The sequence below is a fragment of the Metabacillus sp. KJ11-3 genome (assembly GCF_055808295.1).
Window position 1 is genome coordinate 1,516,647 of record NZ_CM147865.1, and the last position, 14,050, is coordinate 1,530,696.

Sequence of the window (14,050 nt, forward strand, 5' to 3'; positions counted from 1 at the left end):
ATAACAGAATATTAATAATTGATATAATACAAGAGGACCGACAAATGAAAAAACTTGTCAGCCTTTTGTTTTTTTTATTTATATTGTTCAAGCATCGAGAAGAAGTCTTTTACAAATTTATAGAAAACCTTCTCTGACGGAGCTAGATCTCTTTTTTTCGAAACAATAATACCAACTGATCTTCTAACTAATGGAAGTTCTATCGGAACTTTTATCGTAAAGCGAGGAATGCTTTCGTGAAAAGTACTTTCAGGCAAAAGTGTAACACCCATCCCGGCAGATACTAACCCCTTGATAGCATCTAAATCCTCACCAACTGAGGAGATGTTCGGCACAAAACCAGCTTGCTTGCAAGCATCCACGACAATATCTTGAAGGATATAACCTTTTGGAAATAAAACGAATGAATCGTTTCTCAGTTCGTTCAATAGAATACTTCTCTTAGAAGCGAGATGATGTGATGATGGCAATAAAGCTAAAATACTTTCTGTAAATAAAATTGTCCCCTCAATATCAGGGATATTCTGTGGTACAGGACCTAAAAAAGCTAAATCTATTTCACGATTTATTACTGAATCAATTAAAAACTTATACGAACCCTGACGCAAATGAAAGGCAACATTTGGGTATTTTTCCTTAAAGGCCGAAATCACAGTTGGCAGCAAGTGACTTGCTAGACTTGTAGGAAACCCTATTTTGATCGTTCCTCTTTCAGGATCTAAATACTCATCGATTTGTTTTTTTGCATAATCAATTGCCTTCATGGCTGTTTTGGTATGGGTAAGAAATACCTTTCCAATTGGTGTAAGTTTAACGTTTCGCCCTTCTCTTTCAAACAATGTAACACCTAGCTCTGATTCAAGGTTCGCGATTTGTCTGCTTATTGCAGACTGAGCAACATGTAAATATTGAGCAGCTTCTGAAACATGTTCACGCTCTGCTACCTCCATAAAATATCGTAATTGTCTTAATTCCATCTTAGGCCTCCGTCCATATATATCAATATTAGATCGATTCTATCTAAATTATATATTGTTAACATCAATTATGGAAGATATAATGTAATTATCTGAAAATTATCGAGTGTAAGATTATCTAACGGGGGGAGATATACATGACTTACAATCAAATACCTAAAGCACAAGGTCTCTACCGTCCTGAATTTGAACATGATGCATGCGGTATCGGTTTATATGCTCATATTAAAGGCCATGCTACACATGATATTGTAAAAAAAGGACTAAATATGCTTTGTCAACTAGATCACAGGGGTGGACAAGGCAGTGACCCATTAACAGGAGATGGCGCTGGTTTAATGGTGCAAATTCCTGATGCGTTCTTCAAAAAGGCTTGCAAGGAAATGACTCTTCCTGATAAGGGCCGCTATGGTGTGGGGATGATGTTTTTCTCAAATGACGATTCGGAACGCCAACAAATTGAAGAGCAATTAAACAAATTTATTGAAGCTGAAGGTCAGACACTTTTAGGCTGGAGAGATGTACCGGTTAATGCAGAGGAAATTGGACCAGTTGCTAAAATGAGCTGTCCGGTTGTTCGCCAAGTATTTATTGGAGCAAATGAATCAATCCAAGACAATATTACGTTTGAACGTAAATTGTATGTGATTCGTAAACAAGCAGAAAATTGGGCTAGAGAACGTGAACTTCGTTTCTACTTTACTAGTCTCTCAAGCAGCACAATTGTGTATAAAGGACTTTTAACACCTGAACAAGTTGATGCGTTCTACTTGGATTTACAGGATGAGGAATTTGTTTCTGCATTTTCACTTGTACATTCACGTTTTAGTACAAATACATTCCCAAGCTGGGAAAGAGCACATCCAAACCGTTATTTAATTCACAACGGAGAAATTAACACTCTACGTGGTAACATGAATTGGATGAAAGCAAGAGAGCAACAGTTTGTATCAGAAGCATTTGGTGAGGATCTTGAAAAGGTACTACCAATTCTAGATGCAGATGGTAGTGATTCATCTATTTTAGATAACGCGTTTGAGTTTTTCGTCTTGGCAGGTCGGAAGCCGGCACATGCTGCGATGATGATGATTCCTGAGCCATGGACTGAGAATCCACATATGAGCCCTGAAAAAAGAGCTTTCTATGAATATCATAGCTGCTTAATGGAGCCATGGGATGGACCAACCGCAATTTCATTTACGAACGGAAAGCAAATTGGTGCTATTCTTGATCGTAACGGACTTCGCCCGGCGCGCTATTATGTAACAAAAGACGATTACATCATTTTCTCTTCTGAAGTAGGCGTAATAGAAGTAGATGAAAAAGATGTATTATACAAAGATCGCTTAAGCCCAGGTAAAATGCTTCTAATTGACTTAGAAGAAGGACGCATTATTTCTGATGAGGAAATTAAAGAAGAAATGGCAAAAGAAGAGCCATATCAAGAATGGTTAAACGAGCAACTGATTAAGCTTGATGACCAATCTAATGTAGTAGAAGAAGTTGTAACAGATATTGCAGTGCGTCATCGTGCTTTTGGATATACGTATGAAGATATTCAAAAATATTTACTTCCTATAATTACGGAAGGAAAAGATCCATTAGGATCAATGGGGAATGATACACCACTCGCAGTGTTATCAGATCGCCCTCAATCATTATTTAATTATTTTAAACAATTATTTGCACAAGTTACAAACCCGCCAATTGATGCAATTCGCGAGCAAATTGTGACATCTACAATGACACTGCTAGGAACTGAAGGAAATATCCTGCATCCTACTAAAGAAAATGCATGTAGAATCCAGTTAGATTCGCCTGTACTTTCTAATGCCCAATTAGCACAATTACGCTTAAATTTAAATCCCGGATTTAAGAGCAAAACGATTCAGTCCTTGTTCACTGAAAATTTAGACGAATCAATCCGGAAATTATGTGCTGAGGCAGATGAAGCAATCGACAACGGAATGAACATCCTGATTATTTCCGATCGTGGAATGAATTCAGAGAATATTGCAATCCCTGCATTATTAGCTGTGGGTGCACTTCATCAACACTTAATTCGTCAAGGTACACGCACTAAAGCAAGCCTTGTTATTGAATCCGGTGAAATAAGAGAAGTACATCACTTTGCAGCTTTAATTGGATATGGAGTAGATGCAATTAACCCTTACCTTGCATTTGCCACATACAAAGAGGCAGTTTTAGATGGCAGTTTACCTTATAGCTATGAAGAGGTTGTTGCGAAGTATATCAAAGGTGTTACTGAAGGTGTCGTTAAAGTAATGTCTAAAATGGGGATCTCAACTGTTCAAAGTTACCGAGGAGCACAAATTTTTGAGGCTGTTGGTATTGGTCAAGATGTGATTGACCGTTTCTTTACTGGAACAGCATCACAACTTGGCGGAATTAATCTTGAAACAATTGCAAAAGAAGCAGTATTACGTCATCAAGATGCTTATTCTGAGAAAGTTGACAAGGTTCTGGATTCAGGAAGTGACTTCCAATGGAGAAAAAATGGAGAGCACCATGCTTTCAATCCTTCAACAATTCACACATTACAATGGGCTTGTCGTAAAAATGATTATAGTCTATTTAAAAAATATTCAGATGCTGCGAATGAAGAAAGAATTGGATTCTTACGTAATCTATTCTCATTCAATGGCAACAGATCATCAATTTCAATTGATGAAGTTGAATCAGTTGATTCGATCGTAAAACGTTTTAAAACTGGTGCAATGTCATTTGGTTCATTAAGTAAGGAAGCACATGAGACATTAGCAATTGCGATGAATCGTCTTGGTGGTAAAAGCAACAGTGGTGAAGGTGGAGAAGATTCAAACAGATTCATTGCTGATGAAAATGGCGATTTACGTCGCAGTGCAGTAAAACAAATCGCATCTGGTCGTTTCGGTGTAAAAAGTCACTATCTAGTAAATGCAGATGAGCTTCAAATAAAAATGGCACAAGGTGCTAAGCCTGGTGAAGGTGGTCAGTTACCTGGAAATAAAGTCTATCCATGGGTTGCAGATGTTCGTGGTTCAACACCTGGTGTAGGATTAATTTCACCTCCTCCTCATCATGATATTTATTCTATTGAGGATTTAGCACAACTTATCCACGATTTGAAAAACTCTAACCGTGATGCGCGTATTAGCGTTAAGTTAGTTGCTAAAGCTGGAGTTGGGACAATTGCTGCAGGTGTTGCAAAAGGGGCAGCGGATGTAATTGTTATTAGCGGTTATGATGGCGGTACAGGTGCTTCTCCGAAAACGAGTATTAAGCACACAGGCTTACCTTGGGAGCTTGGCTTGGCCGAAGCACACCAAACCTTGATGCTAAACGGTCTTCGTGATCGTGTTGTATTAGAAACTGACGGTAAATTAATGACAGGTCGTGATGTAGCATTAGCTGCTATCCTTGGGGCTGAAGAATATGGCTTTGCAACAGCTCCGCTAGTTGTAATGGGTTGTATTATGATGCGTGTATGTCATCTGGATACATGTCCTGTTGGAGTAGCTACACAAAATCCAGAGCTTCGTGATAAATTTACTGGAGATCCGGATCATATTGTTAACTACATGCGTTTTGTTGCTCAAGAAGTTCGAGAAATCATGGCAGAACTTGGCTTCAGAACTATGGAAGAAATGGTTGGCAGCACAGATGTACTTGAGGTTAGCGAACGTGCAAAAGCTCACTGGAAAGCTAAAGATTTGGATTTATCTACACTTCTGTACCAACCGGAAGGTGCACGTACAGCTAGAATCAAACAAAACCATAAAATTGATCAGTCTTTAGATATGGTTGAAATCCTACCAAAAGTTGAAAAAGCAATTGAAGCAGGTACACCTATTGATGCTTCATTTAACATTAAGAACATCAACCGTGTGGCTGGAACAATTGTTGGTAGTGAAATTTCTAAATTATATGGTGAAGAAGGATTACCGGAAGATACAATCACATTACGCTTTACAGGATCTGCAGGTCAAAGTTTCGGAGCATTCGTCCCAAAAGGTGTCACTATGCACTTAACGGGTGATGCGAATGACTACATCGGTAAAGGACTTTCAGGCGGTAAAATTATCGTTAAACCTTCAGTTGATTCAAGTATTGTAGCTGCTGACAATGTAATTATCGGAAATGTTCCATTCTATGGTGCGACAAGTGGTGAAGCATATATCAATGGTCGTGCGGGAGAACGTTTCGGTGTTCGAAACAGTGGAGTTAATGTAGTCGTTGAAGGTGTAGGAGATCACGGTTGTGAGTACATGACAGGTGGCCGTGTAGTTATCCTCGGTGAAGTAGGCAAAAATTTTGGTGCAGGTATGTCAGGCGGTATTGCTTACGTACTTGCTGATAATAAAGAAGAATTTAAAACGATTAGTAATGATGAAATGATTGAGTTTGAAAGTTTAGTAGATGAAAAGGAAATTGAATTCCTAAACGAAATGATTCAAAATCATTTACATTATACAAACAGTCCAAAAGCTAGATTTATATTAGACAACTGGAACGAAATACTTCCGAAGTTTGTTAAAGTCATTCCAAAAGACTACAAGCGTATGATGAATCGTATTGCTGAGCAAATGGAAGCTGGTTTAACGAATGAAGAAGCGATCATGAGTGCGTTTGAAGCAAATGCAAAATCTGAAAAAAAGGTTCAGTGACAAAGCCGTCACGTTCCAAAGCAGTAGTACAGTAGAAAGGGGAGAGGAAGATGGGGAAAGCAACAGGATTTTTGGAGTTTAAACGTGAAGAGGCAGCAGAACGTGATCCTCTTAAGCGTTTAGATGACTGGAAAGAGTATTCAGCTCCTTTCTCTGAGGAAAAGTTAAGCAGGCAAGGAGCGCGCTGCATGGATTGCGCTACTCCTTTCTGTCATATTGGAACTGAGATTAATGGTTTCACATCAGGATGTCCAATTCATAACTTGATTCCTGAGTGGAATGACTTAGTCTATCGTGGTAGATGGAAGGAAGCACTTGAACGCTTACTAAAAACGAATAACTTTCCGGAATTCACTGGAAGGGTTTGCCCGGCACCTTGCGAGGGTTCTTGTAATGTAGCCATTTCTGACCCGGCTGTTACAATTAAAAACATTGAAAAAGCCATTATTGACAAAGGCTTTGAAAATGGTTGGATTACACCGCGCATTCCCGAGAAACGCACGGGTAAAAAGGTTGCAATTGTTGGCTCTGGTCCTGCTGGATTAGCTGCAGCGGATCAACTTAACCAAGCAGGTCATACAGTTACTGTTTATGAACGTGCAGACCGTGCAGGCGGATTATTAACATATGGTATTCCTAATATGAAGCTTGATAAAGGTATTGTAGAACGTCGAGTAAACCTGCTGACTCAAGAAGGTATTACATTTATTACAAATACAGAAGTTGGAAAAGACATTACGGCAGATGAATTGCGTGCTAAACATGATGCTGTGATCCTATGTGTAGGTGCTCAGAAGCAACGTGATTTACGTATCGAAGGACGCGAAGCAAACGGAGTTCACTTTGCAATGGATTATCTAACAGATGTAACAAAAAGCTATCTAAATACAAATTTTGAAGATAATCAATTTATCAATGCAGAAGGCAAAGATGTGATCGTAATCGGTGGTGGAGATACTGGTGCTGACTGTGTGGCAACCGCACTTCGCCAAAATTGTAATAGTGTTGTTCAATTTGGTAAACACCCTAAATTGCCAATGTCCCGAACAGTTGAAAATATGTGGCCGGAGGCTCCTCATGTATTTACGATGGAATACGCGTATGAAGAAGCAGAAGCTAAGTTTGGTGAGGATCCGCGTCAATACTGTATCCAAACAACTAAGCTTATTTCGGATGAAAATGGAAACCTAAAAGAACTTCACACAATTCAAATGGAAAAACTAAAAGATGAACAAGGCTTATATTACTTCAAAGAAGTCCCGGGTTCTGAAAAAGTATGGCCTGCTCAACTAGTATTTATAGCGATTGGATTTGAAGGTTCAGAACAACCAGTATTAAAGCAGTTTAATGTTGAACAAACTGCACGCAATGTTGTTGCTGCTAAATATGGAGACTTCCGTACAAACATTGATGGTGTTTTCGCAGCAGGCGATGCTCGTCGTGGTCAAAGTTTGATTGTATGGGCAATCAATGAAGGCAGAGAAGCTGCGCGTGAAGTAGATTATTATTTAATGGGAAGCACTGTATTAGCATAATATTTTTCTAAGGATCAAGGCATTTAGTTGCTTTGATCCTTTTTCTTTCGTCTCAATAAATGTCTATTTTTTTAGTAATAATTCCTATTGGACGACATCGTGCATTTTTAGTAGAATTAACTTTTGAAATAACATAACAGATGAAATAATCGTACAGGTGACGTAGGTTTAACCAATCACTAAGGAGAAATTTTAGGTGAATAAATATAAAATTCTAATATATTATGTGCTTTTCAGTTCGATATGGATACTTGCTACAGACAATCTTTTGGTTCTATTAAATATCCCCAAAGGGACCTTACTATTATTTCATAATATAAAAGGTTTCTTGTTTGTCCTTTTAACCAGCATCTTTATTTTTTATTTAGTCTTAAAAAGAGAAGCTTATAAAAATGAAAAGCGAGAAAAAAATAAACTAAGCGTTTTAATTAACTCAATGGTTGATTTTGTTAATTTTAAGGATGGAGAAGGACGCTGGACAAAAGCGAATGATTTTGCACTTGAATTATTTCAATTAAAAGATATGGATTATATTGGTAAAAAGGACTCGGAACTAGCTGAATATACTGAGTTTTATGCTGAAGCATTAAGGTATTGTGAAACATCTGATGAGCAGGCATGGTTAATTGGAACAAAAAGCAGATGTATTGAAGAAATACCTATGCCAGATGGTAGTGTAAAAACATTTGATACCATTAAGATTCCACTTTTTCATGAAGATGGATCACGTAAGGAATTAGTTGTGATGGGAAGAGATGTAACAGAAAAAGTTTTAGCTGAGAAAAAATTAGCAGCAAGTGAACAAAGGTATAAATCTCTATTTGATTTTAACCCTGAGCTAGTATATATGATAGACTTAGAAGGAAGGCTCACAGAAGTAAATGAACATTTTTACCGCATTACAGGATTTACAAAAGAAGAAATTTTGAATAAAACGGTTTTACCAATTATATCAAAAAGAGACCGTTGGAAGATTTACAAGTCATACAAACAAATTATCCACCATAATCAATCGTTTACAAACGAAGAGATTGAAATTGTAATGAAAGATCATACCAAAAAAATATTGAGATGCACATCAGTGCCAATGATTATAAACGAAAAGACAGTCGGGATCATTGGATATGCAGTAGACATTTCAAAAGAAAAAGAAACAGAAATGCTGCTTCGAAAAACAGAAAAATTATCAATTGTAGGCGAGCTTGCAGCAAGCGTTGCTCATGAAATTCGAAATCCGTTAACATCATTAAAAGGTTTTGTACAGATACTTCAGAGTAGCAATAAAGAGAATGATTTCTACTACCGTATTATGCTAGATGAACTTGAAAGAATGAATATTATTGCAAGTGAATTGTTAGTACTTGCAAAACCTCAAAAAATTCAATTTCAAAAAAAGGATATTAATGATCTGTTAAGGGATGTAAAGTCCTTACTTGAATCAGAAGCAAATCTTTATGGAGTGGCATTAGATATTCAAGCAAATGAGAATCTACCTATTATTGATTGTGAACCAAATCAATTAAAACAACTTTTTATTAACATTATGAAAAACTCAATTGAAGCTTCATCAAAAAATGTATATGTTTCACTTGAAATGGTGGATGTAAAAACTGTAAAGGTTATGTTTAAAGATGATGGATGTGGAATTGATGAGGACCGTTTAAAACATTTAGGTGAGCCATTTTATTCAATGAAGGAAAAAGGAACAGGTCTTGGTTTAACTGTAAGTTATCGTATTGTTGAATTCCATAAAGGAAAAATATCTTTTATTAGTTCTAAAAATAAAGGGACCGAAGTTGAACTTCTTTTACCTATTCATAAAAGTACAATGCCCTAAGACTTCTTCTTAGGGTTTTTATTTAGAAAAAAGGTAGTAAAAAAATAGTAATGTTGTTTTACTTTCTCCATTTCTTTTCCCTGCCTAGTTTAGAAATGTCATCACATCTTTTCCTAATTCCCGTATATTGGAAGGAGAACCTGAAAAGGAGCTGTTACTATGCTGCCAATATACTATTGTCCAATATGTTTTCGTATACTTTTTTATAATGGTTCAAGAATAGTCGGTACTGTACAAGACTATTGCATGTCATCATTCCCTTCTAACAGACAATTCCCTGAAGTAGACCCCACACTTTTTGAGCAATCAGCTAAATCTATGCAAGTTTTAATGAAAGAGGCAAGTTTAGTGTTAAACAAACTTGCTCAATCAAAAGATTTTGCTACTAAGGTGATGTATGCGGCACAACAATCTAATATGAACGAAGTTAATAAACTAATAAAGTCAACTGGAATTAAATCGAAAGTGAAAACCTCCTTTAATCCTGATGGAATACATTTGAATCTTTCGTCTTCAATTGGAGGAGCGGAATGCTGTCAATTGACGGTCTCTTTGCGGTGGCTTTAGGTATTTGGGTAAAAAATAAACAAAATAAGCATAACGTGAATGGATGGTTAAATAATAACTATCATCAAGTCTAAAGGAGAAATAAAATTGAGAATACGATCCATCATACTATCCATTCTTTTTGTGTGCTTGATTGTACCAATTGCTTATTTTACAGTGGTAGGAATTGAATACGCATATGTACCTCCAGACTCAAATGTAAATACTAAAGAGAGCCATTCATTTAAAGGAATTCGCCAGATATCAAGTAATGTACAGGAAGAACCTGATCATGAATTCATACAAACAGGCAGAAAGCTTTTTATAACGAAACATTCGGAAATGAAGTGTTTTTTACAGATGTTATGGGCATGTTTGACGGTGCATTGACACTTCCTAATGTAGCGGCGGCAATCATTAAATTAAACGGACAAGGTACAGATAATCTTCAAGTACAAGCAGATAAATCGGCAATGGTCGGTGATTTAAAAGTAAATAAAGGTGATTTAATTGACACAGGTCTTGATGTACCTAAGGGTGCATTAATCCCTCTTGGAGTGAAGGTTAGATATGAAGATGGAAAGGTAAGAGCTGGTATTAGTTGTGCGGTTTGTCACTCTTCATTAGATGATCAGAAAGAGGTAGTTCATGGAATACCGAATAAAGATTTAAATATTGGATTACTTGTGGCATTAGCTACAAATTCTGCTTCATATTTTACTCATACTGAAATGAAAAATATACAAGACTTTATAACCTCAACAGATCGTACTGTTGAAAGTACAGAAGGGGATGAACTCGCTTTACCAGACATTCAACTACTTGAGAAATATGTTGATCAAGAAGTAATGAAATGGCCCCGAGGTGGAAATGACACAACAATTGATCTAATAAATAATCCGGTACAAACACCTGACGTCTTTACACTGGGTGACCATCCGTATGGATGGAGTGGACAAGGACAATTAGGACCCTTTAAGGGACTAAGCGCAATTATTAATAACGCACATGCCCAAAATATGGACGCTGTTTCCCAAATGACGATTAGTAAAGAAGTCTTAGGGATTGATAAAGAATTATATGTAGCAATATTACTACAAAATGCTGCAGATAAAAGGTATAGATATGATCCTGAAGGCGGAGAAAGTCCGACGGATTTTTTAGCAAAAGCAGATCCTACTCCGAATGCAGATGGAGTATTAGAGTTAATTGAGTCTCCTTCTTATCCTAAAGTATCATTTTTAACAAGTGTAGGTTTATTTGCAAGTTCTGATGGCTATCGGGCATGGGAGCAATTAAATTCGATGTCCGCCTTTATGAATTCTTTAAAACCGCCCAAAACAGCATTAAATACGGATAAAAAAACACTACTTGACGGGAAATCAGTTTTTAACCGTGCCGGTTGCATCAAGTGTCATGCAGGCCAGTATTTAACAAATAATCAATTAATGTCTCCCAAAGAGATTGGTACAGAAAGTTCAAGAGCTAGAGCGCTTAACAACACTGAAAAATTTTTCTCTAACACAGGTGGCCTATATGACCCTGAAACCCCTGTTCCTCTACCGGAAAAACCAATTATCAAAAAACTAACTTTAACCGCTGAACAAGAAAAACAATTAAAAAGAAGTTGGGGACATAATGGTTCCGATGGAGCTTACAAAGTTCCAAGTCTAGTTGGACTATACTGGAGTGCACCATATTTACATGACGGGGGTGTTGCAGTCGGTCAAAATCTAAATGAAGAAATAGGAGTAAATGAAACTTTATATAAAGGAAAGAAAGCAGATCCAATAAACAGTCTATTAGCGTTAATTGATTCCGAATTGAGGCAAAAAGTCGTCAAAGAAAATGCGGAAAACCAAAAATTAAATACAGCACATGTAAGTGGATCAGGTCATAATTTTTGGGTGGATCATACTACTGGTTTTACAAAAGAAGAGCAGAAGGCACTCATTATGTATCTATTAACAGTGACTGATCAAAACGATGGGAGTAAGAGCAAATGAGGGCTGTCACCTATCAAGGGTTTATGGATGTAAAAGTTAAAGACATGCCTGATCCACAAATTAAAAGTAAGGATGATATCATCGTAAAAGTAACTCATACATCAATTTGTGGTTCAGACCGACATTTTTATCATGGTATGATACCAAGTATGAAAAAGGATTATATTATCGGACATGAAGCAATAGGGATTGTCTATGAAATTGGCTCGGAAGTACATCATGTTAGAAAAGGAGACAAAGTTGTATTACCATATAATATAGCATGTGGTGAATGTGTAAACTGCAAAAGAAAACTTGAAAGTCAATGTTTAAGGTCAAATCTCGATGGTGAGATTGGCGGTTGTTATGGCTGTTCCAGATTGTTTGGAGATTATAGTGGTACCCAAGCAGAGTATGTTCGTGTTCCATATGCTAATTTTGGGACCTTTAAAGTACCGGAATACAATGAAGTGGCAGATGAAGAATTATTACTATTAACTGATGCCTATTCAACAGCCTATTGGGGAGTACAGCAAGCTGAGGTAAAGAGTGGTGACACTGTGATTGTTTTGGGTTGTGGTCCTATCGGATTGATCACACAGAAACTTGCGTGGTTAAAAGGCGCTAAAAGAGTGATAGGGGTGGATCATGTACCTTATCGACTTAAACATGCAGAAAAATGGAATCATGTAGAAGCTTTTAATTTTCAAGAAGATAAAGAATTAGAGCAACATCTTAAAGAAATAACAAAAGGTGGGGCTGATGTAGTCATTGACTGTGTCGGAATGAGCGGGAAAATGAGACCGAAAGAAATAATGGAAACAGCTCTTAGGCTGCAGGGTGGGGCTTTAGGTGCCATTGAATTTGCTAGTCAGGTAGTACGCTCGGGCGGAATAATACAATTAGTAGGAATATATGGAACTAGATATAATCAGTTTCCATTAGGTGATTTATTTGCGAGAAACATTACATTAAAAATGGGACTTGCTTCAGTTATCCATCTAATTCCTTTATTGTACGATCTCCTCAAAACGAAACAAGTAAATTTGCTGGATGTAATCACCCACCATTTTTCTTTAGAAGAAGCAGAGCATGCCTATAAAATATTTAATTCACATAAGGATAATTGTTTGAAGATTATTTTAAAACCCTGAGAAAATGAAATTTGTAACGGAAGTTAATGTTTTTTAAATAATATAATTTAAACACATATTGGACAATGAAAAAGAATAAGTACTGTATAAATGGTTTTTCAACTATGAATCATTAATCGAACAAGAAGGTAGGTTTGATAAATGGCCAATCATTTATACAAAGTAGAAGTTGATCATCCTATACATTCAATATGGAGCTTTGTAAGTGTAATGGATCATTGGGCACCACTTGTACCTGGGTATATAGATCATGAAATAATTAGTGAAAAAGAATCAACATGGAAATTCAAAACAGACTTAGGTGTTATAAAAAGAAAAATACACCTAAAAGTAGATATTTTGACATGGTTAGAACCATCAAAAGTGGAGTTTAACCTAACCGGAATCAATGAGAAGATTAGTGGAAAGGGATATTTTGAAGCAAAGCCTCTAGAATCAAATAAAACGTTAATGTCAGGTTTTCTTGATATTACTCCTGAAGGTGCCTTAGCAAAAATGGTAAGGGCCAAATTAGAAAAAAATTTAGTCGAGATAACAGAAGAGCTAACGGAAGCAATCGTATCCAAAATTGATGAAAGAGAGAATGTCCTTCGATAAAATAACTAAAGCAAAAATAATTGATAAGAATTAGTGCCGAATGGAGAATTTCGTGATTAGATTCTGCATTCGGCTACTGCTGTTTCCTAAAGAAATATCGGATAATTAGGAGGGTATTGAAAAAATTGACGAACGGCAAGAGAAATTCCTTTGGCAATATTTGTTGTCATTGTATAGATAAGATGTAAATTTGTATGAAATAGTGTTGACTGATCCTGAAAATCCTTCTCAAGAACAACTCCCATAATACTACAATCACCAATTGCGGGAAGCTGTTTTCCTAAACCCTCACCAGGTAGAATTGGTCCATCTTTAATGACAATGGACTGAACGATGTTTTTAGATCCTAAAACACTATCAACAGCTATGACAAAACTATTTTGTGGTAAACAGATCTTGGTAACTTCACTCACTAAGTTAGAGGAATCCAATGGGGACTGAAGATTTCCTAACACAGTTAAATGACTTGGGAATTTATGTTGCAGGAGAGTACCAACAAAAGGACCGAGACTGTCACCGTTTATTTGATTCGACCCAATTCCCACAACATAAATATGTTGTGTTGCTTTAGGGATATGTTGAAATAAAACATTTCGAATCAGATATGGAGCAATTTTTTGATCATATGGAATAATACTTTGAGGTATGACATTGCTGTTTATATGTTTTTGAGCTAACATTGATTCCCCTCCAGTAAAAACACATCTTCTCTATAATGTTATTGTTTAATTATTCTTTTTCTGTGTTTAACT

Annotated in this window: 10 protein-coding genes; 8 read left to right on the forward strand and 2 right to left on the reverse strand. The window is 36.6% G+C overall.

The genetic code is table 11. The features are described from left to right. Nucleotides 1-74 precede the first annotated feature (74 nt). The gene (locus tag AC0L8O_RS08035; RefSeq protein WP_473447225.1) at nucleotides 75-977 is read right to left on the reverse strand and encodes a LysR family transcriptional regulator; all 903 of its coding nucleotides are present in this window, start codon (nucleotides 975-977) and stop codon (nucleotides 75-77) included. Nucleotides 978-1,114: 137 nt separating this feature from the next. Between AC0L8O_RS08035 and gltB the strand changes: the two genes are divergently transcribed. The 8 genes from gltB (at nucleotide 1,115) to AC0L8O_RS08075 (ending at nucleotide 13,298) form a co-directional block, all read left to right on the forward strand. Beyond that, nucleotides 1,115-5,644: a glutamate synthase large subunit gene (gltB, locus tag AC0L8O_RS08040; protein ID WP_473447226.1), complete on the forward strand. Its 4,530-nt coding sequence runs from the start codon at nucleotides 1,115-1,117 to the stop codon at nucleotides 5,642-5,644. A gap of 50 nt (nucleotides 5,645-5,694) precedes the next feature. Then, a complete protein-coding gene (gene gltD / locus AC0L8O_RS08045; protein ID WP_473447227.1) occupies nucleotides 5,695-7,179 on the forward strand; it encodes a glutamate synthase small subunit in 1,485 nt (494 codons plus the stop codon). A gap of 196 nt (nucleotides 7,180-7,375) precedes the next feature. Continuing rightward, on the forward strand, nucleotides 7,376-9,016 hold the full coding sequence (locus tag AC0L8O_RS08050; RefSeq protein WP_473447228.1) for a PAS domain S-box protein: 1,641 nt from the start codon (nucleotides 7,376-7,378) through the stop codon (nucleotides 9,014-9,016). A gap of 159 nt (nucleotides 9,017-9,175) precedes the next feature. Beyond that, nucleotides 9,176-9,583: a YuzC family spore coat inner layer protein gene (locus AC0L8O_RS08055; RefSeq protein WP_473447229.1), complete on the forward strand. Its 408-nt coding sequence runs from the start codon at nucleotides 9,176-9,178 to the stop codon at nucleotides 9,581-9,583. 87 nt (nucleotides 9,584-9,670) lie between these two features. Continuing rightward, nucleotides 9,671-9,952, forward strand: a complete 282-nt coding sequence (locus AC0L8O_RS08060; protein ID WP_473447230.1) for a hypothetical protein — start codon at nucleotides 9,671-9,673, stop codon at nucleotides 9,950-9,952. Further along, nucleotides 9,934-11,568 carry an electron transport protein gene (locus AC0L8O_RS08065; protein WP_473447231.1) on the forward strand — a complete coding sequence of 545 codons (1,635 nt, stop codon included), beginning with the start codon at nucleotides 9,934-9,936 and terminating at the stop codon, nucleotides 11,566-11,568. The genes AC0L8O_RS08060 and AC0L8O_RS08065 overlap by 19 nt, the downstream gene beginning before the upstream one ends. After that, the gene (locus AC0L8O_RS08070) at nucleotides 11,565-12,701 is read left to right on the forward strand and encodes an alcohol dehydrogenase catalytic domain-containing protein (RefSeq protein WP_473447232.1); all 1,137 of its coding nucleotides are present in this window, start codon (nucleotides 11,565-11,567) and stop codon (nucleotides 12,699-12,701) included. Before AC0L8O_RS08065 ends, AC0L8O_RS08070 begins: the two co-directional genes overlap by 4 nt. A gap of 141 nt (nucleotides 12,702-12,842) precedes the next feature. Then, nucleotides 12,843-13,298 carry a CoxG family protein gene (locus tag AC0L8O_RS08075; protein WP_473447233.1) on the forward strand — a complete coding sequence of 152 codons (456 nt, stop codon included), beginning with the start codon at nucleotides 12,843-12,845 and terminating at the stop codon, nucleotides 13,296-13,298. Nucleotides 13,299-13,384: 86 nt separating this feature from the next. On the opposite strand, the gene yyaC is transcribed toward AC0L8O_RS08075, so the two are convergent. Beyond that, the gene (gene yyaC / locus AC0L8O_RS08080; protein WP_473447234.1) at nucleotides 13,385-13,978 is read right to left on the reverse strand and encodes a spore protease YyaC; all 594 of its coding nucleotides are present in this window, start codon (nucleotides 13,976-13,978) and stop codon (nucleotides 13,385-13,387) included. Nucleotides 13,979-14,050 lie beyond the last annotated feature (72 nt).

Coding starts and splice junctions, on each gene's coding strand:
- AC0L8O_RS08035 (WP_473447225.1), bottom strand. CDS start 977: ATGGAATTAAGACAATTACGATATTTTATGGAGGTAGCAGAGCGTGAA.
- gltB (WP_473447226.1), top strand. CDS start 1,115: ATGACTTACAATCAAATACCTAAAGCACAAGGTCTCTACCGTCCTGAA.
- gltD (WP_473447227.1), top strand. CDS start 5,695: ATGGGGAAAGCAACAGGATTTTTGGAGTTTAAACGTGAAGAGGCAGCA.
- AC0L8O_RS08055 (WP_473447229.1), top strand. CDS start 9,176: ATGCTGCCAATATACTATTGTCCAATATGTTTTCGTATACTTTTTTAT.
- AC0L8O_RS08065 (WP_473447231.1), top strand. CDS start 9,934: ATGTTTGACGGTGCATTGACACTTCCTAATGTAGCGGCGGCAATCATT.
- AC0L8O_RS08070 (WP_473447232.1), top strand. CDS start 11,565: ATGAGGGCTGTCACCTATCAAGGGTTTATGGATGTAAAAGTTAAAGAC.
- AC0L8O_RS08075 (WP_473447233.1), top strand. CDS start 12,843: ATGGCCAATCATTTATACAAAGTAGAAGTTGATCATCCTATACATTCA.
- yyaC (WP_473447234.1), bottom strand. CDS start 13,978: ATGTTAGCTCAAAAACATATAAACAGCAATGTCATACCTCAAAGTATT.